This is a genomic window from Mycobacterium cookii, assembly GCF_010727945.1.
Lineage (GTDB): Bacteria > Actinomycetota > Actinomycetes > Mycobacteriales > Mycobacteriaceae > Mycobacterium > Mycobacterium cookii.
In genome coordinates this window covers 1,989,508-2,013,912 of the sequence record NZ_AP022569.1, presented here as the reverse complement: position 1 = coordinate 2,013,912, position 24,405 = coordinate 1,989,508, and the positions used below count along the sequence as shown (strand labels likewise).

The window sequence follows — 24,405 nt, the reverse complement described above, 5'->3', positions numbered from 1 at the left end:
CGAGTCCATAAAGCGCGTTTGCCCCGCGTTCGGAAGAGGATGACGTGAGCTCCGATCAAGACAACAACGGCGCCCCCCGGCTGGCGCCGCGACCCGTGTCCCGGCCGCCGGTCGATGCCGCGTCGCGCCAGGCTTTCAGCCGTCCCGATGGCGTGCAGGGCTCGTTCGTCGCCGAGCGGGTGCGCCCGTCGAAGTACCGCGACCAGGGCGAGTTCACCCCGCACGACGAACCCGCCGACCCGGTGCTGACGGAGGCCTTCGGACGGCCGTTCCCCGGAGCCGATTCGCTGCAGCGCCACCCCACCGATGCGGGCGCGCTCGACGACGGCAAGAACAGGGACCAGGACGAGGATCCCGAAGATCCCTGGCGTGATCCCGGTGCGGCCGCGGCGCTCGGTGAGCCGGCGGTTGCGCGTTCTGTCGCTCACGGCGACGGCGATGCCGGCGGCCGGCTCGGTGTGCGCGATGTGCTCTTCGGCGGGCGGGTCTCCTACCTGGCGCTCGCGGTCCTCGCCGTCCTGGCTTTGCTGATCGGCATGGTCGGCGGCGTGATCGGCCGCAAGACCGCCGAGGTTGTCCAGGCGTTCACCACCTCCAAGGTGTCGTTGTCGACCAATGGCAACAGCGAAGCGCCCGCCGGTCGGTTCGCCAAAGTAGCTGCGGCCATAGCTGATTCGGTGGTGACGATCCAGTCGGTCAGCGACCAGGAGGGCATGCAGGGCTCCGGCTTCGTCATCGACGGCAAGGGCTACATCGTCACCAACAACCACGTCATCTCCGAAGCGGCCAACAACCCGAGCCAGTTCAAGACCACCGTGGTGTTCAACGACGGCAAAGAAGTGCCGGCCAACCTGGTCGGCCGCGACCCCAAGACCGACCTGGCCGTGCTCAAGGTGGACAACGTCAACAACTTGACCGTCGCCAGGCTCGGCGACTCCGACAAGGTCCGGGTGGGTGACGAGGTGTTGGCCGCCGGTGCCCCGCTGGGTCTGCGCAGCACCGTCACCGAGGGCATCGTCAGCGCGCTGCATCGCCCGATTCCGTTGTCGGGGGAGGGTTCTGACACCGACACCGTGATCGACGGCATCCAGACCGACGCATCGATCAACCACGGGAACTCCGGCGGCCCGCTGATCAACATGGACTCTCAGGTCATCGGTATCAACACCGCGGGCAAGTCGCTGTCCGACAGCGCCAGCGGGCTCGGGTTCGCGATCCCGGTCAACGAGGCGAAACTGGTTGCGCAGACGCTGATCAAGGACGGCAAGATCGTCCACCCGACGCTGGGTGTGAGCACCCGCTCGGTGAGCAACGAGATCGCCCAGGGCGCGCAGGTCGCCAACGTCAAAGCCGGTAGCCCCGCCGAAAAGGGCGGGATCCTGGAGAACGACGTGGTGGTCAAGGTCGGCAACCGCGGGGTGGCCGACGCCGAGGAATTCGTTGTCGCGGTGCGCCAGTTGACGATTGGGCAGCCGGCGCCGATCGAGGTGGTCCGCGACGGCCGGCACGTCACCCTCACAGTGACTCCGGGGCCGGAAGGCGGCTAGTGTTCGCCAACGTCGGCTGGAGCGAGATGCTGGTCCTGCTGGTGGTGGGGCTGGTGGTCTTGGGGCCTGAACGACTGCCCGGCGCGGTCCGGTGGACGTCCAGCGCGCTGCGGCAGGCTCGCGATTACCTGTCCGGCATGACGACCCAACTGCGCGAGGACATCGGGCCCGAGTTTGACGACCTGCGTCAGCCGCTGAGCGAGTTGCAGAAGCTGCGCGGCATGACACCGCGGGCCGCTTTGGCCAAGCATCTGTTCGACGGCGACGACTCGCTTTTCACCGGCAACTTCGACCGGCCTGCGGTCTCGGATAACGTTGTGCCGCAACCGGTCACGCCGCCGCCATCGCCGGCGCCGTTCGACCCCGACGCCACGTAATCACTAGCCTCTTACGGCGTTGGTGGCCTTCACCAGAAGATCTGACAGCACCTGCTGGGGGTTGAGTTCATCGACGGTGCCACCCATGATCGCGATCGACGTCTGGTCCCCGAGTTCGGCGGTGAAGATGTACTCCGAAGGGGCGTTGTCGTCGGAGGGCGTGAGCTTGACCCCGGTCGTGGTGACGCCGTCGATCCGGGGTCCGGGAATGGACTCGGCGGACCCTGTCGCCTCGGGAGAGCCGGACAGCCCGACGTGGTCGCATCCTGCCGGTAGCGGAGTAGCCGGGATCGGCTTCGGCAAATTCATTGCGACGACAAAGATTTCGCCCTGATCGCCTTCTGCGCTCAGCCCCGCGGCCCGGGCGCCGACGGTCGGGTCGATGTAGGGCGGAATGACCAGCGCGCGGCATTGCGGCGGATCGAACTTCGCTTTGGTGAACGGGATGATCTTTGGGTTGTCGATGTCGCCCTGGTTCAAGATGATCTCGGGGCGCGGGTCCGGTTTGAAGCCCGGGGGCATAGCGTCTTTGACGCTATCGACCTTGGAGATGTCGTACTTGGAAGCCGGTGCTGCCGCAGTCGCGCCGCTCGACGACGGCTCCTGGGCGGCGGACGAACTCGGCGGCTTGGACTGGTCCGACGCTCCGCAGGCCGCGACGGTGAAGGTGATGATGCCGACTGCCGTTAGCGTCGACGCAATATGCCGCGTTGCCTGTTGCGGAGAAGTCAGCATGCGGCTCACCCTACCGCTGGAATGCCGTGGCACCCAGCAGCTTCAGCGGCGGCTGGTGTCCAGTCCCAGCGACATGCCGGCCAGGCCGCGACGCCTCGCCGAAAGCGTGTCGGCGACGCCGCGCAACTCCTTGCCGACCGGCGAGTCGGGGGCGCTGAGCACGATCGGCACCCCGGCATCTCCGGCCGCGACCAAGGCCGGGTCCAGCGGGATCTGCCCGAGCAGTGGCACGTCGACGCCCATCTGACGGGTCAGCCGCTCGGCGACCTGCGCGCCGCCGCCTTCGCCGAACACCTGCAACGTCGAGCCGTCCGGCAGCAGCAGACCGGACATGTTCTCCACCACGCCGACCACTCGTTGTTTGGTCTGCAGCGCGATACTGCCTGCCCGCTCGGCGACCTCGGCCGCCGCCACTTGCGGTGTTGTCACCACCACGATCTCGGCGTTCGGGATCAGCTGAGCGACCGAGATCGCGATGTCGCCGGTTCCCGGTGGCAGGTCGAGCAGCAGAACGTCCAGGTCGCCCCAGTACACGTCGGCCAGGAACTGCTGCAGAGCCCGGTGCAGCATCGGACCGCGCCACACCACCGGGGTGTTCTCCTGGACGAACTGGGCGATCGAGATGACCTTCACCTCGTGCGCGATCGGCGGCAGAATCATCGACTCCACCTGGGTGGGCCGGTCGGTGGTGCCCATCATCCGCGGGATCGAGTGGCCGTGAATGTCGGCGTCGAGCAGTCCGACCGCCAGACCGCGCGCGGCCATCGCCGCGGCAAGGTTGACCGTCACGGTCGACTTGCCGACGCCGCCCTTGCCGGACGCGACGGCATAGACCCGGGTCAGCGATCCGGGCTGGGCGAAGGGGATGACCGGCTCACGGGAGTCGCCGCGCAGCTGCTTGCGCAGCTCGGTGCGCTGCTCGTCGTTCATGACGTCCAGGCTGACCCGCACCGCTCCGGTGCCCGGCACGTCGGCGACGGCTTGCCGGACCCGGTCGCTGATCTCGGCTTTCTTCGGGCACGCGGACGTGGTCAGGTAGATCTCGACGTGGACGTCGCCGCCGGGGCCGACCTCGATGCCTTTGACCATTCCGAGCTCGGTGATGGGGCGGCGCAGCTCAGGGTCGATCACCTTGGCCAGCGCGGCGCGAACGCCTGAAGTTAGATCGGACATCACTGCCCGAGTCTAGTTCGCCGACGATGCGGACCGTTTCGGCCCGTTGAGGAGGCGGACCTTCAAGTCCAGCGTCTGCGTTAGTTGGCCGGAGCGGGCGCAGGCGGCGGGCCGGCCGGTGCGGCGGGTGCGTCGGCTGGCGGCGGTGCGGCCGGTGGCGGGGCGGAGAACAAATTCGGCGGCGGCGCCGGGAACATGTCCGGAGCGGGCGCCATCGCGCTGGACGGCGGCGTGTTGAACGTCTGCTGGGGTGCTCCGGTCTCGGTCCCGATGCAGATCACCGTGCAGGACGGCCCGTATGCCGACGCGGTCTGCTGCTGTTGCCACGGCAGTACCGGCTGGTTGATGCTGTTCGACGTACCGCTCAGGTCGATCAGCGGCACCCTGGCCAGCGGGTCGGTGGACGGCAGCCCGTGCATGTTCAGCGGCAGGTTCGGTCCCAGGCCCTCGGCGTTCTCCAGGTGCGCGTCGCCCAGCGGCGGCGGCGGTCCGGTGATCGGCGGCAGGTCGACCGGGATGACGCCGGTGGCATACGCCGCCGCCCAGCCCAGCACGTTCTGCGCGTACGGCATCGAGTTGTTGTAGCGCAGGATCGACGACAGCACCTGCGACTGGTCGCGCAGGTTGAGCCCGCCGCTGCACAGGTAGCGGGCGGCGGCCAGGGTGGAGTCGTAGAGGTTCTGCGGGTCGGCCTTGCCGTCGCCGTCGCCGTCGGCGGCGTAGCGCGCCCAGGTGCCCGGCAGGAACTGCATCGGCCCCATCGCGCGGGCGTAGCTGATCCGTCCACCGGTGTTGCCCTGGACGACGACCTCGTTGCCGGGCAGCGTCCCGTCCAGGGTCGGCCCGTAGATCGGTCGTACGGCGGTGCCGTGGACGTCGGTGGCGCCGTTGTTGGCGTGTCCGGATTCGATACGCCCGATACCGGCGAGCAGGTTCCAGCTGATGCCGCAGTTCGGGTCGGCGGTCGCCATCATCCGCTCGGCGTTGCGGTAGGCGGTCAGCGCCGTCATCGGAATGCCCAGTGCGCCCGGCGTATTCACGACGACTGTGGGCGGGGGAGCAGACGCCGTGGCCTCGGCGATGTGGAAGCCGACCTTCGGATGCAGGGCGGCGACCACCAGGGGCCCGGTCGGGTCGGTGGAGGCGCGGGTGACGGCGGCGACGGGAGTGATGGCGGCGCCGTGCACCGTCGACTTCGACATCGGGTACGGCGGCGCGGTGGCGCCCTCGACACCGGTGAAGATCAGGCTGGCGATGATCACCACCCCGAACGCCGGACTCCGCGCCGTACGGGTCAGCGCGTCCTGAATGGTCGTCGTCGCGGCCGTCACTGTAGACGCCGCGGAGACCACTGGGCGGGGGACTTTGGGGGGCTTGGGCATGCGGACGACCCGCTGCCGCAGTTGTGCAAGGGCCGGACGCGCGCCCATGCGTTCCCCTACCCGCACTCGATCGACCTTCCGTGGTATTCGAGCGCTCCCGACGACCTCTTCGTCGTCGTGAACTACGTCACCATACATAACAGCGGTGACGGGAGTGACAACAATGACGGACTTATCTGCCTGTGAAAACACGACTCTCGGGGCGAGAGTGTCAATTAGTCGTGGCGGCGTGTTCGTCTACCTCATCGTCACTGTCGTGCGCGCCGGTCGGGTGCCGGTCTCGCAGCAGATCGCGCAGGTCTTCCAGTTCGCGGCGCAGGTGCTCGCGGGTCTTCGCCACGTCGCCGATCGCCAGTCGTAACGCCGCCAGTTCCCGGGCCAGATATTCGGTGTCGGCCTTTGTCTCCTGGGCGCGTCGCCGGTCCTCTTCGAGCGTGACGCGGTCGCGGTTCTCCTGGCGATTCTGGGCCAGCAGGATCAGCGGTGCCGCGTAGGCGGCCTGAGTCGAGAACGCCAGGTTGAGCAGGATGAACGGGTAGGGGTCCCAGCGCAGGTGAATCGCGAAGACGTTCAGCACAATCCACACGATCACGATGATGGTCTGAATCAGCAGATAGCTACCGGTGCCGAAGAAGCGGGCGATCGATTCGGTGAACTGCCCGACGGCCTCGGCGTCCAGCCGCGGCGTGGGCACTCGGGAGCTGCGCGGGGTGTACAGCCGGGGGCGCGACGACGTATTGCTCATCGTTGTCCTAGGGCGGCGTCGAGCGACGGCTCCTCGTTGGTGGCCCGCCAGTCGTGTGGCAGTAGGTGGTCGAGCACGTCGTCGACGGTGACCGCGCCCAGCAGGTGATGCTGCTCGTCCAGCACCGGCCCGCACACCAGGTTGTAGGCGGCGAAGTAGCGGGTCAGCGCCCCCAGCGAGGTGTCAGGCCCCAGCCAGGGCAGGTCGGCGTCGACGATGCCGCCGACCAGCATGGACGGCGGCTCGCGCAGCAGCTTCTGCAGCGGCACGCAGCCCAGGTATTGGCCGGTCGGAGTGGCCGTCGGTGGACGCACCACCAGCACCAGCGACGACAGCGCCGGGGTCAGATCGGGGTCGCGGACGCGGGCGAGTGCCTCGGCGACCGAGGTGTCGGGCGTGAGCACCACCGGTTCACTGGTCATCAGGCCGCCTGCGGTGTCGGGCGAATGCTTCAGCAGCCGCCGCACCGGGTCGGACTCCTCGGGGTCCATCTCCCGCAGCAGGCGTTCGGCCAGCGTCGGGGCCATCGTGCCGAGCAGGTCGGCGGCGTCGTCGGGGTCCATCTCCTCGAGCACGTCGGCCGCGCGTGCATCGCCCAGTTGCATCAGCAGGTCGGCCTGTTCGTCCTCGGACAGCTCCTGCAGGATGTCGGCCAGCCGGTCGTCGTCCAGCGCGCTGGCCACCTCGTAGCGCCGCTTGGCGGGCAGTTCACGCACCGCGTCGGCGACTTCGATCGGCCGCCACTTCTCGAACTGGTGCAGTAACTGCGCCACACCCTGACCGGGCATGGCCAGCGCCGACGGCGTCAGTCCCTGCACACTGCGCCAGTTGACGATGTGGGTGGCGCTGCGCCGCCCGAGCCGCCGTGGGATGCGCACGGCGACGCGGGTGACCATCCAGTCGCGCGTTCGAGTTTGCTCCAAGCCCAAGTCGGTGACGACGACGTCGGTGTCGGCGAGCTGCGGCAGTTCTGGGTCTTTGACCCGCACCTTGGTGTCGATGATTTGCCCGAGCACCAGCACTTCACCGGGCCGTTGCTCGAACCGCAGCATCGAGATGCTGTTGGTGTTCAGCGTCACCGCGTCGGGGTCGATCGAGGAGACTCGCAGAATGGGTACGAAAATCCTTCTGCGCGAGGTCATTTCGACGACGAGCCCGAGGACCCGGGGTTGCTGACGCACGATGCTGATGCTGACCACGACGTCGCGCACCCGGCCGAGCGACTCGCCCATCGGGCCGAGCACCAACATTCTTGCCAGCCGAGCCGCGTACACCCTGTTGATCGAGGCCATAGGTAGACAGGGTATTCAAAAGGAGTGAGTGAGACGTGACCAACGCGTATCGGCCCCGCCGCACATGCCTGTCGGTGCCGGGCAGCAGCCAGAAGATGATCGACAAATCCAAAGGCCTTCCCGCCGATGAGGTCTTCCTGGATCTCGAGGACGCCGTCGCGCCGGATGCGAAGGCTGAGGCACGCAGCCGGGTCGCCGCCGCGCTCGCCGCGCCGGGATGGGCCGGACAGCTGCGTGGCGTCCGGGTCAACGGCTGGACCACACCGTGGACGCACGCCGACATCATCGAAGTCGTCTCAGTCGTCGGCGCCGCACCTGAGGCCAAACTCGACGTCGTAGTGCTGCCCAAGGTCTATGACGTCTCGCACGTGCAGGCGCTCGACCTGCTGCTGACCCAGCTGGAGACAATCCATGGGCTTCCGGTCGGCGAGATCGGCATCGACGCGCAGATCGAAGACGCCCGCGGCCTGCTGAACGTCGACGCGATCGCGGCCCACCCGCGGGTGCAGGCGCTGGTACTCGGGCCCGCCGACTTGATGGCGAGCCTGAACACCCGCACGCTGGTCGTCGGCGAGCAACCCGAGGGCTACGACGTCGGCGACGCGTATCACCACGTGCTGATGACGATTCTGGTGGCCGCCCGTGCCAACGGCATCGCCGCGGTCGACGGCCCCTACCTGAAAGTGCGTGACGTGGAAGCCTTCCGGCGGGTAGCCGGCCGGTCGGCGGCGTTGGGCTACGACGGGAAATGGGTGCTGCATCCCGATCAGATCGCGGCGGGCAACGAGATCTTCAGTCCGCGCCAAGCCGATTACGACCACGCTGAATTGATCCTCGAGGCCTACGAATGGCACACCTCGGCGGCCGGCGGCGCCCGAGGAGCGGTGATGCTCGGCGACGAGATGCTCGACGAGGCCAGCCGCAAGATGGCGTTGGTGATCTCGGCGAAAGGCCGCGCGGCGGGCATGCAGCGCCAGTCGGATCGCTTCACGCCGCCGACTGGCTAGCGCCGCGTCACCGAGATCGACGTTAGCGCGAAGAAGTGCGAGTGACCAGCACGCGGGCGTCGATCTCGTTCACCGCAGCATCGACACCGAATGCACCACCGCGGCCAGCACGGCGACCAGGATCACGAGCAGCGCCGTGGTGGTCGCTCCGATGGCGATGCCGGCGATCGCGAGCCCGCGGCCCTGCTGATTGGTCTGCCGGATCTGTCCGAGCGCGACGCCGCCCAGCACCGCGCCGACGATAGGGATCAGCACGCCCACGTAGCAGAAGATGGCCAGCGGAATGCCCAGGACGACGCCCGCGATCGAGGTCGTCAGCGACGCGATGGCCAGCCCGTTGGTCTGCTGATACCCGCCTTGGTAACCCTGGTAGGGGTCGTACGCGCCGGGGTAGTACGGCGCACCGCCGTAACCAGGCGGCGGCGCTGGCGGAAACCCATAGGACGGACCGGGGGGCGGCTGCATGGGATAGGGCGGCGGGTACTCCGGATAGTTGACTGGAGCCTGCGGGTCCACTGGCGCGTGCCGATACTGCTGCCAGGGCTGGGGTTCGGGAGGACGCGGGAACGGCGGAGTCTGGTCGTGGGACTCGTCCTGGTAGCCACCGCCTTGACCCGTCATGGTGTTCAACCTAGCCGGGTGACGATCCGGGCCGGGACGGCCCGGTGAGGAACCCGGCGATCGAGACCTAGCCGGGTGACGATCCGGGCCGGGACGGCCCGGTGAGGAACCCGGCGATCGAAACCTAGCCGGGTGACGATCCGGGCCGGTACGGCTCGGTGAGGAACCCGGCGATCGACACCTAGCCGGGTGACCAGCCCTGCTGGGGACGGGTCAGAAGGTGTTGGTCAAATACAGCTCGAGGGACTGGAACAAGCTCTCGAACAGTCCGCTGCTGCCGATGCCGTGCTCGAGCGCACCTATCCACGCCTCGGCGTTGTTGATGTTGTCGGAGATGTCCACCAGCGTGAGGTTGCCGTTGGTCGACGTGGTCGCATTTGCGATCTGCTCCGGCGTCAATCCCAGGTACTCCGCGTGCTGGATGAACAAATGCGAGATTCCGCTCAGCAGACCGCCTGACTCGAAGTCGGTTTGCCAGTCGGCGACCCCGTCGGTGGCGAGCGTGTAGATCGTCGTCGGGTACAGGTCGGTCGGCGTCAGGTTGCCCAGGACGCCGTCTAACCCGAGTCCGGTGAGGATCTTGTCCGTCAACGTCGTGCCGAAGATCGAGTCCAGATCGGGCACCAGATTGGGCCATACCCCGGTGCCTTCCAGGGAGGGGTCGCCGATGAACACGAAGTGCACGTCGTCGAGCGGGATTCCGTAGTCGTGCAACTGGGTCATGGCCAGCGACTCGGCGGTGGCGCTCTGCGAGTATCCGAACACCGTCAGCGGGTCCTCGGCGCTGAAAGCGCCCGGGTTGGCGTTGAATTCGTTCTCCACCGCCAGCGTGATGTCCTCGGCGTCGGTCAGACTGCTCGGGCCCTGCTGGATCAGTTCCGGTGTCGTCAGCACCTGCAGCGGCGCCGCGCACGGATCGGTCCCGACCATGTCGCACACCGTCGAGGACATCGCCCCGCCGTCGAACCCCAGCGGGTGCAGATACAGATTCTCGGCGGCTTGGGCGAACGCGAGGTCCGGCTTCGATTCGAACGTCCCGCCGAGGATGATCGCAGTGTCGCTTCCGGCCAGCGGACCCAGAGTCTCGTCGGCGCGAGCGGCCGGGCTCAATGCGGCGCCTGCAACGCCAACGCTCACACCGGCAGTGACGACATATGCCAGCAGCCTGTATGTGTTCACCGCGCAACTCCTTGGCTCTCGCAACCGTGCTCGCGCTCTGATCGGCGTGGTCCGCCTCTTCTTAGCTGAAGTTAATCTTCAATTCAAGAAATCCTCAGTTGCGCGGTCCGGACGCACTGCGGGTGTCCGCTTGTCGACGCTGAGTCACCTCGGCGGCACCCGACGGCGCACAATGGAACGATGAGCAGCCCCTTCCAACCTGGACAGGTTCCCGGCGCCGCACCCGGCGCCCCGGCCGGGAGTCGACGGGCTCCGGGCTTGCCGACACCGCCGAAAGGCTGGCCGGTCGGCTCGTATCCCACGTACGCCGAAGCGCAGAAGGCCGTGGACTTTCTGTCCGACCAGGAGTTCCCGGTGCAGCAGGTGACGATCGTCGGGGTCGACCTGATGCAGGTCGAGCGGGTCACCGGGCGGCTGACCTGGCCGAAAGTGCTCGGCGGCGGCGTGATCAGCGGTGCCTGGCTGGGCCTGTTCATCGGCCTGGTGCTGACCTTGTTGTTCTCCAGCCCGCACCCGTTGGAGGCGCTGACCACCGGCCTGGTCGCGGGGGTGTTCTTCGGCTTGATCACCTCGGCGATTCCGTATTCGATGGCGCGCGGCACCCGTGATTTCAGTTCCACCCTGCAACTGGTCGCCGGCCGATACGACGTGCTGTGCGACCCGCAGAACGCCGAGCAGGCCCGGGATCTGCTGGCCCGGTTGGCCATCTGATTCGTGGTGCTGGCGCGCGTACGCCGACTGGGCGCGGTCGCTGCGGCAGTGCTGTCGGCCGTCGCGGCGGTGACGTCCTGCGGAACCGGCGACGACGGACGGGTCGTCAGCTTCTACACCCCGGCCAGCGGCGCCGCGACGTTCGCCGCGATCGCCAGGAATTGCACTGAGCAGTCCGGTGGACGGTTCACCGTCCGCCAATTCAGCCTGGCGCGGTCGACGGACGACCAGCGAATACAGCTGGCCCGCAGGCTGAGCGCCAACGACCGCTCGCTGGACGTGATCGCGATGGACGTGATCTGGACGGCCGAGTTCGCCGAGGCGGGCTGGGTGCTGCCATTGTCGGACGACCCGGCAGGCCGCGCCGACGCCGACGCGGTCGCAGACACGCTGCCCGGGCCGCTCGCCACCGCGACGTGGCGGCACCGACGCTACGCCGCACCTGTCATCACCAACACCCAATTGCTCTGGTACCGGCCGGATTTGATGAACGAGCCGCCGACGACATGGAATGCGATGGTCGGCGAGGCCGCGCAATTGCACGCCGCGGGCAAGCCCAGCTGGATCGGGGTGCAGGCCAGTCAGAACGAGGGTCTGGTGGTGTGGTTCAACACGCTACTGGAAAGCGCTGGCGGCCAAGCGCTTTCCGACGACGGCAACACGGTCACGCTAACCGATACTCCCGCTCACCGCGCCGCGACCGTCAAGGCGCTGGAGGTCATGAAGAGCGTGGCCACCGCGCCGGGCGCCGACCCGTCGGTCACCCGGAGCGACGCGGGCTCCGCCCGGTTGGCGTTCGAGCAGGGCAAGTCCGCGCTGGAAGTCAACTGGCCCTACAACTTGGCCTCGATGCTGGAGAACGCCGTCAAGGGCGGTGTGCCGTTTCTGCCGCTGAACCGCCTGCCCGACTTGGCCGGCAGCGTCAACAGCGCCGGTGTGTTCGTGCCCACTGATCAGCAGTTCCGCGCGGCCTACGACGCCAGCAGGTCGGTGCTCGGGTTCGCGCCCTACCCGCGCGTGGATCCGAGTCAACCCGCCAAGGTGACGATCGGGGGGCTGAACCTGGCGGTGGCCGGCAAGACCCGCCATAAAGCCGAGGCGTTCGAAGCGATCCGGTGCTTGCGCGACCCGCGGAACCAGAAGTTCGCCGCGCTGGACGGCGGTATGCCGCCGGTGCGGACCTCGGTGTACGCCGACCCGCAGTTCCAGGTGAAGTACCCGATGTACGACATCATTCGACAGCAATTGACCAACGCCGCAGCGCGTTTCGCGTCGCCGGTCTATCAGTCGGTGTCCACCCGGATCGCCGCCACGCTGGCCCCGATCACCGAGATCGACCCGCAGAAGACGGCCGACGAACTCACCGCGCAGGTGCAGAAGGCGGTCGACGGCAAGGGGTTGCTGCCGTGAGCACCAGCCGCGGAGACAAGCGACTGGCCTTTGTTCTGGTGGCGCCCGCGGCGACGCTGATGCTCGCCGTCACCGGATATCCGATCGGATACGCGGTGTGGCTCAGCTTGCAGCGCAACAACTTAACCACCCCAAACGACACCCGGTTCATCGGCCTGGCCAACTACCAGACGATTCTGACCGACCGGTTGTGGTGGACGGCGCTCGCCGTGACGCTGGCGATCACGGTCGCGTCGGTGTCGATCGAATTCGTCCTCGGGCTGTCGCTGGCGCTGGTGATGCACCAAACCCTGATCGGCAGAGGATTCGTCCGCACCGCGGTGCTGATCCCGTACGGCATCGTCACGGTCGTCGCCTCCTACAGCTGGTACTACGCCTGGACGCCCGGCACGGGTTATCTGGCCAACCTGCTGCCGCACGGCAGTGCGCCGCTGACACACCAGATTTCGTCGCTGGGCATCGTGGTGATCGCCGAAGTGTGGAAGACCACGCCGTTCATGTCGTTGCTGCTGCTGGCCGGGCTGGCGCTGGTGCCCGCCGACCTGTTGAAGGCTGCTGAGGTCGACGGCGCCGGGGCGTGGCGGCGGCTGACGAAGGTCACGTTGCCATTGATCAAGCCGGCGATCCTGGTGGCGCTGTTGTTTCGCACGCTGGACGCGTTCCGGATCTTCGACAACATCTACGTGCTCACCGGCGGCACCGGCAACACCGAGTCGGTGTCGATCCTGGGCTACGACAACTTGTTCCGGGGCTTCAATGTCGGCCTGGGATCGGCGATTTCGGTGCTGATCTTCGGCTGCGTCGTGCTGATCGCGTTCATCTTCATCGCGGTCTTCGGCGCCTCGGCGCCCGGTGGTGGCGGCGATGGCCGCTGAACGGGTGGGCGCCGGGCGCGCCGCGGCGTGGGTGGTCGTCGACACCCTGGTGCTGGTGTACGCGCTGCTGCCGGTGCTGTGGATCCTGAGCCTGTCGCTCAAGCCGACCTCAATGGTCAAGGACGGCAAGCTGATTCCGTCGTCGGTGACATTCGACAACTATCGCGGCATTTTTCGCGGCAACTTCTTCAGCTCGGCCCTGGTCAACTCGGTCGGCATCGGGGTGCTGACCACGCTGATCGCGGTGGTGATCGGCGCGATGGCGGCTTACGCGGTCGCGCGTCTGGAATTTCCCGGTAAGCGGTTGCTGATCGGCGCCGTGCTGCTGATCTCGATGTTCCCGGCCATCTCGCTGGTGACGCCGCTGTTCAACATCGAACGGCGAATCGGCCTGTTCGACACCTGGCCCGGGCTGATCATCCCCTACATCACCTTCGCGCTGCCGCTGGCGATCTACACTCTGTCGGCGTTCTTCCGGGAGATCCCGTGGGATTTGGAGAAGGCGGCCAAAATGGACGGCGCCACACCCGGACAGGCTTTCCGGAAAGTGATCGCTCCGCTGGCCGCACCGGGCATCGTGACGACAGCCATCCTGGTGTTCATCTTCGCCTGGAACGACCTGCTGCTCGCCCTGTCGCTGACGGCCACCAAGGCCGCGATCACCGCGCCGGTGGCGATCGCGAACTTCACCGGCAGTTCGCAATTCGAGGAGCCCACCGGATCGATCGCGGCAGGGGCGATGGTGATCACCATTCCGATTATCCTTTTTGTTCTAGTCTTCCAACGACGGATCGTCGCGGGATTGACTTCCGGCGCGGTGAAGGGATAGCGCGATGGCCGAGATTGTGTTGGATCGGGTGACCAAGAGTTACCCCGACGGCGCGACGGCCGTGCAGGAGCTCAGCCTGACCATCGCCGAGGGCGAGTTCATCATCCTGGTCGGGCCGTCCGGCTGCGGCAAGTCCACGACGCTGAATATGATTGCCGGACTTGAAGACATCTCGTCAGGAGAGCTGCGCATCGGCGGCGAGCGGGTCAACGAGAAGGCGCCGAAAGACCGCGACATCGCAATGGTCTTCCAGTCGTACGCGCTTTACCCGCACATGACGGTCCGGCAGAACATCGCGTTCCCGCTGACGCTGGCGAAGATGAAGAAGGCCGACATCGCACAGAAGGTCGAGGAGACCGCGAGAATCCTTGACCTGACCGATGTTCTGGACCGCAAGCCCGCCCAGCTGTCCGGTGGTCAGCGTCAGCGCGTTGCGATGGGACGCGCGATCGTGCGCCAGCCCAAGGCATTCCTGATGGACGAGCCGCTGTCCAACCTCGACGCCAAGCTGCGGGTGCAGATGCGCGGCGAGATCGCCCGGCTGCAGCGACGGCTGGGCACCACCACGGTCTATGTCACCCACGACCAGACCGAGGCGATGACGCTCGGCGACCGCGTCGTGGTGATGCGCGGCGGCATCGTGCAGCAGATCGGCACGCCGGACGAGCTGTACGAGCGGCCGGCGAATCTCTTCGTCGCGGGCTTCATCGGCTCGCCGGCAATGAATTTCTTTCCCGCCACACTGACCGCGACCGGGCTGACGTTGCCGTTCGGCGAAGTGCTGCTCACCCAGCCCGTCTTGGACGTGCTCGCCGCGCACTCGGCGCCGGAGAACGTGATCGTGGGGGTGCGCCCAGAGCATCTGCAGGATGCCGCGTTGATCGACGCCTACCAGCGGATCAGCTCGCTGAGCTTCGAGGTGCAGGTCGACATGGTCGAGTCGCTGGGTGCCGACAAGTACGTGTACTTCACCACCGAGGGCGCCGTCGTGCAGTCCGACCAGCTGTCCGAACTTGAGGAGCTCGAGGCCGAATCGGGCGCCGGGCAGCACGAATTCGTGGCCCGGGTGCCCGCGGAGTCTAAGGCGGCGAAAGGCAAGAACATCGAATTGGCCTTCGACACATCCAAACTCGCCATCTTCGATGCCGAGACCGGGGCGAACTTGACTGTGTCGCCCGAGTGAGCTCCCCGCTGGACCGGGTTCGTCAGCATCTGGACGCTCACTTCGAAGGGGCCGAACCCGACGTCGCCAGCGTGACGTTCCTGGGCGCCGAGCCGCTCGACGTGCTGCGCTACCGAACCGGCGACGTCGTGCACTATGTCTCGTTGGGCTGCTCGCGGCATCCGATGGTCGACCCGGCCGCGGTGGTCGCCGACCCGCATCGCGGCCCGCGGGCCGAAGTGGTTCTGCGGCTGCGTGATCCGGGACATATGACCGGGCTGGCCCGCAGCCTGGCCGTCGTCGCGGCGGCGCCGACGGTCGAGGGCGTGGTGTTGGCGCCCGACGCGCTGGTCGATCTGGGCACGCCGCTGTGGGAGCGGCCATCGGGCCGCGCGCCGTTCACCGCGGTGCTGCTGGGCGACAGCGACATCGACGATCTTCCGCTGGAGCCGCCGAGCGACCCGGTGCGCTTCTTGTCGGCCACGCCGATCACCGCGACCGAGGCCGCCTGGGTCCGGCTCAAGGGCGCCGACGCGATGCGCGACGCGTGGCAAAGCGACGGGGTCGACGTGCTGGACCCCAATCGCCCTGCCGCACAGCCCAACTGATCAGCTACAGCCAGCCGTTGCGCCGGAAGTTGCGATACAGCATCAGGCAGATCGCCGCCGTGCCCAAGATGGTCGTCGGGTAGCCCCAGTGCCATTTGAGGCCGGGCATGTACTCGAAGTTCATCCCGTAGATGCCGGCGACCATCGTGGGTATCGCCAGCAGGGCCGCCCAGGCGGACATCTTGCGCATGTCGGTGTTCTGCTGCATTTCCACCCGGGCCAGCGCAGCCTGCACCAGCGAGCTGAGGTTCTCGTCGTAGCTGGCGATCTGGTCGGCGGCGTGGGTGTGGTGGTCGCCGACGTCGCGAAGATAGCGCCGGACCTCTTTGGAGATCAGGTCCTTGTGCTCGGTCTGCAGCCGGGCGAAAGGCACCGACAGCGGGTTGACCGACCTGCGCAGCTCGACGACCTCGCGCTTCATCTGATAGATCGGCTCGATCCGGGTGCGGTGGTCCGGCGCGAACGCCTCTTCCTCGATCGCGTCGATGTCGCCTTCCATCGACTGGGTGACCTCGAGATAGTGGTCGACAACCGCGTCGGCGATGGCGTGCATCACCGCGAACGGGCCCAGCCGCACGTGCTCAGGGTCGGAGTCCATGCGCTTGCGCACGTCGGAGAGCCGACCGTGTTCGCCGTGCCGGATCGTGACCACGAAGTCGCGATTGACGAAGACCATGATCTCGCCGGTCTCGACGATCTCGCGGGCTAGCAGCGTCGACTCGTGCGGCACGTAATTCAGCGTCTTGAGCACGAGGAACAGCGACTCGTCGTAGCGCTCCAGCTTGGGCCGCTGATGCGCGCAGACCGCGTCCTCGACGGCCAGTTCGTGCATGCCGAACGCTTCGCCGACTTCCTGCATCTGATACTCGGTGGGAGCGTGCAGGCCGATCCAGGCGAACGCCTCCTGACCGCCCAGCTGCAGTTCGGTCACTTTGGCCCGGGCTTCTGCGTAGCTGAAGGTGCCGGGAAGTCGCTCGCCGTCGACGTAGATCCCGCAATCGACGACGGCCTGATCGGCAGTCGGGTGGTCCGGCTGCGGCTGCGGATGGGGAGGCTCATCCCGCTGGGGCCGTGCCAGAGGACGCAGCGTTTCGGGTATGTCGCGTAGCTCGCGAAACGTAGGCATCCGTAACCTCCCATCTGCAGCGCGAATCCAATGAAGCCTGGGTCATGCTACGCGCCCAAGTTGGCTATCTCCTGTCCAAGAGTGCGCTGGCCAGCGTTGATCCGGGGCAGGGATTTACCGAGTAGGTGCGTGCGCTAGTTTCGACGCGACGCGATTGCGCATCGGGCGGATCTGACGCACGCCCCGAAATCTCCATAGGAGCGAATAGACGTGAGCACATCACCACTGAAGATCGCCGTGACCGGCGCCGCCGGCCAGATCGGCTACAGCCTGCTGTTTCGCTTGGCCAGTGGCTCGTTGCTGGGCCCGGACCGTCCGATCGAGCTGCGGCTGCTCGAGATCGAGCCCGCTCTCAAGGCGCTCGAGGGCGTGGTGATGGAGCTTGACGACGGCGCCTTCCCGCTGCTGTCCGGCGTGCAAATCGGCGCCGACCCGAACAAGATCTTCGACGGCGTCAACCTGGCGCTGCTCGTCGGCGCCCGGCCGCGTGGCCCGGGCATGGAGCGCGGCGACCTGCTCGAGGCCAACGGCGCGATCTTCACCGCGCAGGGCAAGGCGCTCAACTCCGTCGCCGCCGACGACGTCCGTATCGGCGTGACCGGTAACCCGGCCAACACCAACGCGCTGATCGCGCAGAACAACGCGCCCGACATCCCCAAGGAGCGGTTTTCCGCGCTGACCCGCCTGGACCACAACCGGGCCATCTCGCAGCTGGCCAAGAAGACCGGCGCCAAGGTGACCGACATCAAGAAGGTCACTATCTGGGGCAACCACTCGGCCACCCAATACCCCGACATCTTCCACGCCGAGATCAACGGCAAGAACGCCGCCGAGGTCGTGGGCGACGAGAAGTGGATCGCGGACGACTTCATTCCGACCGTGGCCAAGCGCGGCGCGGCGATCATCGACGCGCGTGGCAGCTCGTCGGCCGCCTCCGCGGCGTCGGCGACTATCGACGCGGCCCGCGACTGGCTGCTGGGCACCCCGAAGGGCGACTGGGTGTCGATGGCGGTGTTCTCCGACGGCTCCTACGGCGTTCCCGAGGGCCTGATCTCGTCGTTCCCGGTGACCACCAAGGACGGCAATTGGAGCATCGTGCAGGGCCTGGAGATCAACGACTTCTCCCGTGGGCGGATCGACAAGTCGACCGCCGAGCTCGCCGACGAGCGCAGCGCGGTCTCCGACCTGGGCCTGATCTGAGGCCAGCGGTTAAATTCGCTCGGCCTCGTCGTCATCCTCTTCGGAGAGCAGCAGCTTTTCCGGGTAATGGAAGGTGTTGACGCGAGGCTGGCCGCGGTCCAGGTGCGGGGGTGGTATCCATTCGGTCTCGCCTCTGCTGTTTTTGCGTGTCGTCCAGCCTTGTTCGGCGAGTTTGTGATTGGGGCAGCAAGCAAAAGTCAGCTCGTTGACGTCGGTGACCGGGTGCAGGGCGTAGGGGTTGCAGTGGTGCACTTCGCAGAGATATCCAGGGACGTCGCAGTTGGGAAACGAACATCCACGGTCCTTGGCGTGCAATACAATTCGCTGTGCTGGCGAGGCCAGTCGTTTGGTGTGATACAACGCGAGTGCCTTGCCGTTGTCGAAGATGGCCAGGTAATGATGCGCGTGCGAAGCCAACCGGATCACATCGGACATCGGCAACAACGTCCCGCCACCGGTCAACGCTTTCCCGGCGCCGGCCTCCAGTTCCTTGAGCGTCGTGGTGACGATGATGCTGGCGGGCAACCCGTTGTGCCGACCGAGATCTCCGGAGGACAGGGCCGCGCGCGCCAATGCGACAAGCGCGTCGTGGTTGCGCTGTCCCGCGCTGCGAGCGTCGCCCTGAATGGCAGCCTCGGAGGGTGTGCCGCTGATGCACGGTTCGTCGTCGGCGGAGTTGCACATGCCCGGTGCGGCTAGTTTCGCGAAGACCGCGTCGATGGTGGCCCGTGCTTCGGGGGTGAGGTATCCGTTGATCGGGCTCATCCCGTCGAGGTCTTGTTTACCGATGGTGATGCCGCGGCGCTTAGCCCGGTCGACGTCGCTGAAGTCGCCGTCGGGGTTGAGGCAGTCGGTGAGCTTGTCCGCGAGCTTGGCCAACTCATCGGGGCGATGCTCAAGGCTCAGGCGGGCCAGCTGCGCCTCGGCCTTCTGCCGGGTCTCGACGTCCACAAAGTCCGGCAGCCGATGGAAGAACCCGCGGATCACCGCGACATGGCCAGAGCCGAGCTCGCCGTTGCGCTGGGCCTCCGCGGTGGCCGGCAACACCGGCGCCAACGGCTCGCCGTTCAAAGCAGTGCGTTCGCCCAGATCTGCGGCTTCATGAATTCGTCGCGACGCGTCGGCGCGGCTGATCCGCAGCCGGTTGGCTAACGCCGGGGCCAACCTGCCACCCAGCTCCGTGGCGTCAGCCTGGGCGGCGAGCTGATTGATCAACGGGTGCTCAACCGCGGGGAGGCAGCGCCGAATCCATTCGCAAGCTTCCAGCAAGGCCAGCCGCTCAGGGGTCGTCAGCGCATCGCAGCGCAGATCCACAGCGCGCTTCATGCCGCCCTTGAGCACTTCGAAAGCGTCGGCGATCTCCTCGCAGGTACTCGAACGCATGTGCGAATACTATCCAGATTTGCCGACAGAATCCCACCGCCGAACCCTGGCATGTGCATGAAGCGCCAACTGTGAAAAACTCCTCGCCGAGCCCTGTCGATTAGGGCTACTAATGAGTAGTCAGTACGCTGGATGACGTGTCTGAATTGATTGAATCGATACAGATCGATACCGAGCAGAGCGCCATCACCGACGCGGAGATCTTCGACGCGCATTCGGGGGGCAAGCTGTCGATAGGGCTGACCACCGCGCTGGACACCCAGCGCTCGCTGTCCATCGCCTACACCCCGGGGGTAGCACAGGTCAGCCGCGCGATCGCCGGCGACCACACGCTGGCCGCGCGCTACACGTGGTCGGGTCGACTGGTGGCCGTCGTCAGTGACGGCAGCGCGGTCCTCGGCTTGGGCGACATCGGGCCCGCGGCGTCGCTGCCGGTGATGGAAGGCAAGTGCGGGCTCTTCAAAGAGTTCGCCGGTCTGGACGCCATCCCGATCGTATTGGACACCAAGGACCCCGACGAGATCGTCGAAACCCTGGTGCGGCTGCGCCCGACGTTCGGCGCGCTCAACCTCGAGGACATCGCCGCGCCGCGCTGCTTCGAGATCGAACGCCGGCTCGTCGAGGCGCTCGACTGCCCGGTGATGCACGACGACCAGCACGGCACCGCGATCGTGGTGCTGGCCGCGCTGATGGGCGCCGCAAGAGTGCTCGACCGGGACATGACCGCGCTGCGGGTCGTGGTGTCCGGCGCCGGTGCGGCCGGAGTCGCATGCGCCAATCTGCTTCAGGCCAAAGGCATTTCCGACATCACCGTGCTGGACTCGCAGGGCATTCTGCACCGTGACCGGGCCGGCATGAACGACGTCAAGGCTGAGCTCGCCTCCCGGACCAACCCGCTGGACCGCACCGGCGGCATGGTCGAGGCGCTCGACGGCGCCGACGTCTTCCTCGGGGTCTCCGGCGGGGTGGTTCCCGAGGAGTTGATCGCAACCATGGCGCCGAGAAGCATCGTGTTCGCGCTGTCCAACCCCGATCCCGAGGTCCACCCCGACGTCGCGGCCAGGCACGCCGCGATCGTCGCCACCGGGCGCAGCGATTTCCCCAACCAGATCAACAACGTGCTGGCCTTCCCGGGTCTATTCCGCGGCGCGCTGGACGCCGGTGCCCGCCGGATCACCGGAGAGATGAAAGTGGCTGCGGCCGAAGCGATTCTGTCGGTGGCCGCCGACAGCCTGACGGTCGATCAGATCGTCCCGAGTCCGCTCGACCCGCGGGTCGCCCCCGCGGTTGCCGCGGCTGTGGCGGCCGTCGCAGACAGCGCGGAGTGATCGCCGGCCGGCTATTCGTGACGGCGCTGACTGCGGCGCTGGTGATGTCGGGTTGTGGCCGCGGCGGCCAAACCTCCCATCGCTCAACCGATTTGGTGGTCGGATCACGGGCCGGGATCGAGTCGGCGTTGCTGGCCGACGTCTATACCGGGGCATTGCGCTCCTACGGTTTTCCGGCGCACAGCGAGCAAGCGCCCGACCCGCTGACCAAGCTGGATGCCGGGGCATTCGGCGTCGTGCCCAGCCTCACCGGCCGGGTGCTGCAGGCCTTTCAGCCCGGCGCCAACGCTCGTTCCGATGCGCAGGTATACAAGGCGATGATCGGTGCGCTGCCGGAGGGTATCGCCGCCGGTGACTACACGACCGCGGCCGAGGACAAGCCCGCGCTGGCGGTCACCGATGCGACGTCGAAGAGTTGGGGCGGCAACGACTTGGGAGCGCTGCCGCGGCACTGCGACGGCCTGGTGGTCGGTGCGATCGCCGCCGCCCCGACCCCGTCGGCGATCGGCAGCTGCCGCTTACCCGCTGCTCGCCAATTCGACAACGAAGCAACGCTTTTCGCTGCGGTCAAGTCGGGGGAGGTGACGGCGGCGTGGACCACCACGGCCGACCCGAATGTTCCCGCCGACCTCGTGGTGCTGACCGACGGCAAGCCGGCGTTGGTGCAGGCCGAGAACGTGGTGCCGCTGTACCGCCGTAACGCGTTGACCGATCGGCAGCTGTTGGCCGTCAACGAGGTGGCCGGCGTATTGGACACCGCGGCGCTGGTCGACATGCGTCGCCAGGTCACTGCCGGTGCGGACCCGCAAGCGGTGGCCGACGCCTGGCTCAACGAGCACCCGCTCGGCCGCTGACGCGACGGCGGCGTTAGCGCGATGGCGGCTTGATCCGGCCGATGACAGGCGCGAACAGTCGCTGGTAGCCGGAACCGGTGATGCGCACGATCAGGTCCAGCACGACGGCGTCCTGGCCGACGAGGACCCGTGCCTTGTTTTTGCGGACCCCGTCCAAGATGATCTCGGCCGCCCGCTGCGGGGTGGTGCTGGCCAGTCGCTTGTCGAAGACCTTGGACTGGGCCCCGGGATCCACCCCTTCCGCGGTCAGGCCGTTGCGGGCGATCGCGGTCTTGATTCCGCCGGGGTGCACCGACGTCACTTTCACCGGCTCACGGTTGAGCACCATCTCTTGTCGCAGCGCCTCGGTGAAGCCGCGTACCGCGAATTTGGCCGAGTTGTAGGCGGCCTGCCCGGGGATCGCCATCAGCCCGAACAGGCTGGAGACGTTGACGATGTGGCCGTCGCCGGAGGCGATCAGATGAGGAATAAAGGCTTTGGTGCCGTTGACGACTCCCCAGAAGTCGATGTCCATCACCCGCTCGATGTCCTTGAATGCGGTGATGTCGACGTCGCCGGTGAAGGCGATCCCGGCGTTGTTGTAGATCTGGTTGACCTTGCCGAAGTGTTCTTTGACCTGGTCGGCGTAGAGCTGGAAGGCTTCGCGCTCGGTGACGTCGAGTCGATCCGATTTGACCTGTGCGCCAATGGCTTTCAGCCGTTCTTCGGTCTCGGCAAGACCCTCGAGGTTGACATCGCTGATCGCCAGCGAAGCGCCCGAGCGAGCCAGTTCGAGGGCCAGCGCCTGTCCGATGCCTGAGCCGGCTCCGGTGACCGCGGCGACTTTTCCGGCGAAGCCTTCCATGGACGCTCCTTGCTAGAGGTGATGCCGTCCAGGCTAGCCGGGATCGTCGGTACCGGATTCGACCGGGTGGTTTCGGGCAACCCGGAAAAAGTTGTGGCCCGCACACCCTTTGGGTGTGCGGGCCACATGTACTCGTGGGTGTCAGGCCCAGCTGGAGCCGACCGCGGAGTCGGTGCTGCTCATGTTGTTGCCGGCGGTCTGCACTTTCTGGCCGTGGGAGTTGGCTTGTTCGTAGATGACCTGGAAGTTGCGACCCAACTGGGTGATGAACTCCTGGCAGGCCACCGAACCCGAGCCACCCCAGAAATCACCGGCAGCCAGCACATCGCGCACGATGGCTTGGTGCTCGGCCTCCAGGGAGGCGGCCTGGGCGCGGATCAGCGCGCCGTGGGCGTCGACATCGCCGAACTGGTAACTGATCGACATAACGTTCTCCTTTTACAAAGTCTGGTCGGTGGTGGGCTAGCTGGACAGGATCTGCTGAGAGGCCTGCTCTTGGCTCTCGTAGTTGTTGGCGTCGCGGATCAGTCCGTCGCGCACACCGTGCAGCATGTTGACGATGTTGCGGAACGCGGTGTTCATCTGGCCCATGGTGTCGTAGGAGGTGGCCTGAGCGGTACCGCTCCAGCCGGCCCCGGCGATGTTCTGAGACGACGCCCACATCTTGCGGGCCTCGTCCTCCACCGTCTGCGCGTGCACGTCGAAACGGCCCGCCATCGACCGCATCTCGTGCGGGTCAGTCATAAAACGAGTAGGCATATCTCTCTCCTTATATATTGGGCGTGGTGTCAAATATGTTGTACGACAGGGGTTTTACCCGCCGGCAGGCGAGCGGGGCATGACCTTGGCGGCGACTCGAGAGCCCATGGCGGTCATCCCGCGTCCGGCCAGCGCGCCCATCAACCCTTGGGAGAACGGGCTGCTGGGCAGGCCGTGCATCATGCTCGGCGGTGCGACGCTGGTGGCCGGCAGAGTCGGCATTGCACGTTCGATCCCGGCACCACCGTGCCAGGAGTGCGGTACCGACAAACCGCCCGCTTGCATCGCGTGTGCCATCTGCGCCTGGATGCCGGACTGGATACCCGCTCCCCACTTGGCCAGTTGACCGCTCACGCCGCTCATCACGCCGCTGGCTTTGCCGTCGATCATCTTGCCGACGTTGTCCAGCAGCGAATCTTTCATGCCGACCAGCACGTCCGCGCTGGCGCCGGCACCGCTGCTGCTGCCCGAGCTCATGAACATACGAGCGGGCGTGCTGCCCAGCATGCCCATGTAATACGTGCCCTGGATCGGCAGCAGGGCCGCCGTCGGGTTACCGGCAATTCCGAGAACCGCTGTGTCGAGCCAGCTCCCAAAACCCGCCACAGTCGGCGCCGACCCGTTGTAGCCGAACAGTTCCGCGACGGCCAGGGCAATTTGATCGAAGAACAGCTGGCCGCCCGTGTCGGCCGGCAAGGCGGCTGCCGCCGTTGCCGTCGGATTCACGCCGCTGGTCACCATCGGCGCCGCGGACTGGGCGGGCAATGCGCCGCTCGCCGCCGACGAATTCATGTGATAGGTGTCCATGCCCAGCGCGTCCTGGATCCACATGTCCAGGTATTCGGCCTCGTTCTGGGCGATCGCCCCGGTGTTCTGGCCCAGGAAGTTGTTGGCCACCAGCGTGGCCAGCTCGGTCCGGTTGGCCGTGATCAGTGGGGGCGGAACCATCGAGGTGTACGCGGTCTGGTAGGCCGCAGCGGCCGCCTTGGCCTGCGCTCCGGTCTGGGCAGCTTCGGCGGCGGTGCTTTGCATCCAGGCGATGTACGGCGCGGCGGCCGAGGCCATCCGCGCCGATGACGCACCCAGCCACGGGCCGGTGGTCAGGTTGGTGATGGCGGTCTGGTACTGCGTGGCCGTCGTCTCCAGGTCTGTGGCCAGCCCGTCCCACGCGGCGGCCGCCTCCAACAACGGAGACGATCCCGCGCCGGAATACATCAGCGCGGAGTTGATCTCCGGAGGTATCAGCGAAAAACTCATC

General features: G+C 66.8%; 25 protein-coding genes. 12 read left to right on the top strand and 13 right to left on the bottom strand.

Annotation, left to right across the window (positions count from 1 at the left end; genetic code table 11):
- Positions 1–44 precede the first annotated feature (44 nt).
- Both htrA and tatB read left to right on the top strand, forming a co-directional pair.
- Positions 45–1,547 (top strand): serine protease HtrA, encoded by a 1,503-nt coding sequence (gene htrA, locus G6N27_RS09355; protein WP_163776083.1) that lies wholly within the window; start codon positions 45–47, stop codon positions 1,545–1,547.
- 26 nt (positions 1,548–1,573) lie between these two features.
- Complete coding sequence (tatB, locus tag G6N27_RS09350; RefSeq protein ID WP_232065043.1) at positions 1,574–1,924, top strand: Sec-independent protein translocase protein TatB; 351 nt, start codon at positions 1,574–1,576, stop codon at positions 1,922–1,924.
- A 3-nt stretch (positions 1,925–1,927) separates the two neighbouring features.
- Here tatB and G6N27_RS09345 read toward each other — a convergent pair whose 3' ends face one another.
- The 5 genes from G6N27_RS09345 to G6N27_RS09325 form a co-directional block, all read right to left on the bottom strand.
- Positions 1,928–2,659: a DUF5642 family protein gene (locus G6N27_RS09345; RefSeq protein WP_163776081.1), complete on the bottom strand. Its 732-nt coding sequence runs from the start codon at positions 2,657–2,659 to the stop codon at positions 1,928–1,930.
- Positions 2,660–2,701: 42 nt separating this feature from the next.
- Complete coding sequence (locus G6N27_RS09340; protein ID WP_163776080.1) at positions 2,702–3,832, bottom strand: Mrp/NBP35 family ATP-binding protein; 1,131 nt, start codon at positions 3,830–3,832, stop codon at positions 2,702–2,704.
- A gap of 80 nt (positions 3,833–3,912) precedes the next feature.
- Positions 3,913–5,280, bottom strand: a complete 1,368-nt coding sequence (locus G6N27_RS09335; protein ID WP_372512927.1) for a lytic transglycosylase domain-containing protein — start codon at positions 5,278–5,280, stop codon at positions 3,913–3,915.
- Between the two features lie 145 nt (positions 5,281–5,425).
- Complete coding sequence (locus G6N27_RS09330) at positions 5,426–5,959, bottom strand: DUF1003 domain-containing protein (RefSeq protein WP_163776079.1); 534 nt, start codon at positions 5,957–5,959, stop codon at positions 5,426–5,428.
- Positions 5,956–7,251: a magnesium transporter MgtE N-terminal domain-containing protein gene (locus G6N27_RS09325; protein WP_163776078.1), complete on the bottom strand. Its 1,296-nt coding sequence runs from the start codon at positions 7,249–7,251 to the stop codon at positions 5,956–5,958. Before G6N27_RS09325 ends, G6N27_RS09330 begins: the two co-directional genes overlap by 4 nt.
- A 35-nt stretch (positions 7,252–7,286) precedes the next feature.
- Between G6N27_RS09325 and G6N27_RS09320 the strand changes: the two genes are divergently transcribed.
- Positions 7,287–8,258 carry an HpcH/HpaI aldolase/citrate lyase family protein gene (locus G6N27_RS09320; protein ID WP_163776077.1) on the top strand — a complete coding sequence of 324 codons (972 nt, stop codon included), beginning with the start codon at positions 7,287–7,289 and terminating at the stop codon, positions 8,256–8,258.
- Between the two features lie 69 nt (positions 8,259–8,327).
- Here G6N27_RS09320 and G6N27_RS09315 read toward each other — a convergent pair whose 3' ends face one another.
- On the bottom strand, positions 8,328–8,879 hold the full coding sequence (locus G6N27_RS09315) for a DUF4190 domain-containing protein (protein ID WP_179963365.1): 552 nt from the start codon (positions 8,877–8,879) through the stop codon (positions 8,328–8,330).
- A 213-nt stretch (positions 8,880–9,092) separates the two neighbouring features.
- A complete protein-coding gene (locus tag G6N27_RS09310) occupies positions 9,093–10,058 on the bottom strand; it encodes a PE-PPE domain-containing protein (RefSeq protein WP_232064926.1) in 966 nt (321 codons plus the stop codon).
- 180 nt (positions 10,059–10,238) lie between these two features.
- On the opposite strand from G6N27_RS09310, the gene G6N27_RS09305 reads away from it, so the two are divergent.
- Genes G6N27_RS09305 through G6N27_RS09280 form a run of 6 tightly spaced genes read left to right on the top strand, consistent with a single transcriptional unit; the run spans position 10,239 to position 15,653 of the window.
- Entirely contained in the window at positions 10,239–10,769 is a 531-nt protein-coding gene (locus tag G6N27_RS09305) for a general stress protein (RefSeq protein ID WP_163776075.1), read from the top strand.
- Between the two features lie 3 nt (positions 10,770–10,772).
- Positions 10,773–12,179 carry an extracellular solute-binding protein gene (locus tag G6N27_RS09300; RefSeq protein WP_163776074.1) on the top strand — a complete coding sequence of 469 codons (1,407 nt, stop codon included), beginning with the start codon at positions 10,773–10,775 and terminating at the stop codon, positions 12,177–12,179.
- Positions 12,176–13,054 (top strand): carbohydrate ABC transporter permease, encoded by an 879-nt coding sequence (locus G6N27_RS09295; protein ID WP_232064924.1) that lies wholly within the window; start codon positions 12,176–12,178, stop codon positions 13,052–13,054. Before G6N27_RS09300 ends, G6N27_RS09295 begins: the two co-directional genes overlap by 4 nt.
- 4 nt (positions 13,055–13,058) lie before the next feature.
- Positions 13,059–13,883, top strand: a complete 825-nt coding sequence (locus G6N27_RS09290; RefSeq protein ID WP_170308194.1) for a carbohydrate ABC transporter permease — start codon at positions 13,059–13,061, stop codon at positions 13,881–13,883.
- Between the two features lie 4 nt (positions 13,884–13,887).
- A complete protein-coding gene (locus tag G6N27_RS09285) occupies positions 13,888–15,066 on the top strand; it encodes an ABC transporter ATP-binding protein (RefSeq protein ID WP_163776072.1) in 1,179 nt (392 codons plus the stop codon).
- Positions 15,063–15,653, top strand: a complete 591-nt coding sequence (locus tag G6N27_RS09280; RefSeq protein ID WP_163776071.1) for a suppressor of fused domain protein — start codon at positions 15,063–15,065, stop codon at positions 15,651–15,653. Before G6N27_RS09285 ends, G6N27_RS09280 begins: the two co-directional genes overlap by 4 nt.
- 4 nt (positions 15,654–15,657) lie before the next feature.
- On the opposite strand, the gene corA is transcribed toward G6N27_RS09280, so the two are convergent.
- Positions 15,658–16,779, bottom strand: coding sequence for a magnesium/cobalt transporter CorA (gene corA, locus G6N27_RS09275; RefSeq protein WP_163776070.1), 1,122 nt, complete (start codon positions 16,777–16,779; stop codon positions 15,658–15,660).
- 210 nt (positions 16,780–16,989) lie between these two features.
- On the opposite strand from corA, the gene G6N27_RS09270 reads away from it, so the two are divergent.
- A complete protein-coding gene (locus G6N27_RS09270) occupies positions 16,990–17,979 on the top strand; it encodes a malate dehydrogenase (protein ID WP_163776069.1) in 990 nt (329 codons plus the stop codon).
- Positions 17,980–17,988: 9 nt separating this feature from the next.
- Here G6N27_RS09270 and G6N27_RS09265 read toward each other — a convergent pair whose 3' ends face one another.
- The gene (locus G6N27_RS09265; protein ID WP_163776068.1) at positions 17,989–19,362 is read right to left on the bottom strand and encodes a 13E12 repeat family protein; all 1,374 of its coding nucleotides are present in this window, start codon (positions 19,360–19,362) and stop codon (positions 17,989–17,991) included.
- A gap of 137 nt (positions 19,363–19,499) precedes the next feature.
- Here G6N27_RS09265 and G6N27_RS09260 point away from each other — a divergent pair, with 137 nt between their 5' ends.
- The gene (locus G6N27_RS09260) at positions 19,500–20,690 is read left to right on the top strand and encodes an NAD(P)-dependent malic enzyme (RefSeq protein WP_163776067.1); all 1,191 of its coding nucleotides are present in this window, start codon (positions 19,500–19,502) and stop codon (positions 20,688–20,690) included.
- On the top strand, positions 20,687–21,544 hold the full coding sequence (locus G6N27_RS09255; protein ID WP_372512928.1) for a glycine betaine ABC transporter substrate-binding protein: 858 nt from the start codon (positions 20,687–20,689) through the stop codon (positions 21,542–21,544). Before G6N27_RS09260 ends, G6N27_RS09255 begins: the two co-directional genes overlap by 4 nt.
- Positions 21,545–21,557: 13 nt before the next feature.
- Here G6N27_RS09255 and G6N27_RS09250 read toward each other — a convergent pair whose 3' ends face one another.
- The 4 genes from G6N27_RS09250 to G6N27_RS09235 form a co-directional block, all read right to left on the bottom strand.
- On the bottom strand, positions 21,558–22,388 hold the full coding sequence (locus G6N27_RS09250) for an SDR family NAD(P)-dependent oxidoreductase (protein WP_163776066.1): 831 nt from the start codon (positions 22,386–22,388) through the stop codon (positions 21,558–21,560).
- A gap of 141 nt (positions 22,389–22,529) precedes the next feature.
- A complete protein-coding gene (locus tag G6N27_RS09245; protein WP_163776065.1) occupies positions 22,530–22,814 on the bottom strand; it encodes a WXG100 family type VII secretion target in 285 nt (94 codons plus the stop codon).
- 36 nt (positions 22,815–22,850) lie between these two features.
- Complete coding sequence (locus G6N27_RS09240) at positions 22,851–23,147, bottom strand: WXG100 family type VII secretion target (RefSeq protein ID WP_163774793.1); 297 nt, start codon at positions 23,145–23,147, stop codon at positions 22,851–22,853.
- 54 nt (positions 23,148–23,201) lie between these two features.
- Complete coding sequence (locus G6N27_RS09235; protein ID WP_163776064.1) at positions 23,202–24,404, bottom strand: PPE family protein; 1,203 nt, start codon at positions 24,402–24,404, stop codon at positions 23,202–23,204.
- Between the last annotated feature and the right edge of the window lies 1 nt (position 24,405).

What these genes read in the sequence shown, in the direction of transcription:
- corA (WP_163776070.1), bottom strand. Translation starts at nt 16,779, where the DNA reads ATGCCTACGTTTCGCGAGCTACGCGACATACCCGAAACGCTGCGTCCT.
- G6N27_RS09325 (WP_163776078.1), bottom strand. Translation starts at nt 7,251, where the DNA reads ATGGCCTCGATCAACAGGGTGTACGCGGCTCGGCTGGCAAGAATGTTG.
- G6N27_RS09305 (WP_163776075.1), top strand. Translation starts at nt 10,239, where the DNA reads ATGAGCAGCCCCTTCCAACCTGGACAGGTTCCCGGCGCCGCACCCGGC.
- G6N27_RS09245 (WP_163776065.1), bottom strand. Translation starts at nt 22,814, where the DNA reads ATGTCGATCAGTTACCAGTTCGGCGATGTCGACGCCCACGGCGCGCTG.
- G6N27_RS09285 (WP_163776072.1), top strand. Translation starts at nt 13,888, where the DNA reads ATGGCCGAGATTGTGTTGGATCGGGTGACCAAGAGTTACCCCGACGGC.
- G6N27_RS09345 (WP_163776081.1), bottom strand. Translation starts at nt 2,659, where the DNA reads ATGCTGACTTCTCCGCAACAGGCAACGCGGCATATTGCGTCGACGCTA.
- G6N27_RS09265 (WP_163776068.1), bottom strand. Translation starts at nt 19,362, where the DNA reads ATGCGTTCGAGTACCTGCGAGGAGATCGCCGACGCTTTCGAAGTGCTC.
- G6N27_RS09240 (WP_163774793.1), bottom strand. Translation starts at nt 23,147, where the DNA reads ATGCCTACTCGTTTTATGACTGACCCGCACGAGATGCGGTCGATGGCG.
- G6N27_RS09340 (WP_163776080.1), bottom strand. Translation starts at nt 3,832, where the DNA reads ATGTCCGATCTAACTTCAGGCGTTCGCGCCGCGCTGGCCAAGGTGATC.
- G6N27_RS09315 (WP_179963365.1), bottom strand. Translation starts at nt 8,879, where the DNA reads ATGACGGGTCAAGGCGGTGGCTACCAGGACGAGTCCCACGACCAGACT.
- G6N27_RS09235 (WP_163776064.1), bottom strand. Translation starts at nt 24,404, where the DNA reads ATGAGTTTTTCGCTGATACCTCCGGAGATCAACTCCGCGCTGATGTAT.
- tatB (WP_232065043.1), top strand. Translation starts at nt 1,574, where the DNA reads ATGCTGGTCCTGCTGGTGGTGGGGCTGGTGGTCTTGGGGCCTGAACGA.
- G6N27_RS09330 (WP_163776079.1), bottom strand. Translation starts at nt 5,959, where the DNA reads ATGAGCAATACGTCGTCGCGCCCCCGGCTGTACACCCCGCGCAGCTCC.
- G6N27_RS09250 (WP_163776066.1), bottom strand. Translation starts at nt 22,388, where the DNA reads ATGGAAGGCTTCGCCGGAAAAGTCGCCGCGGTCACCGGAGCCGGCTCA.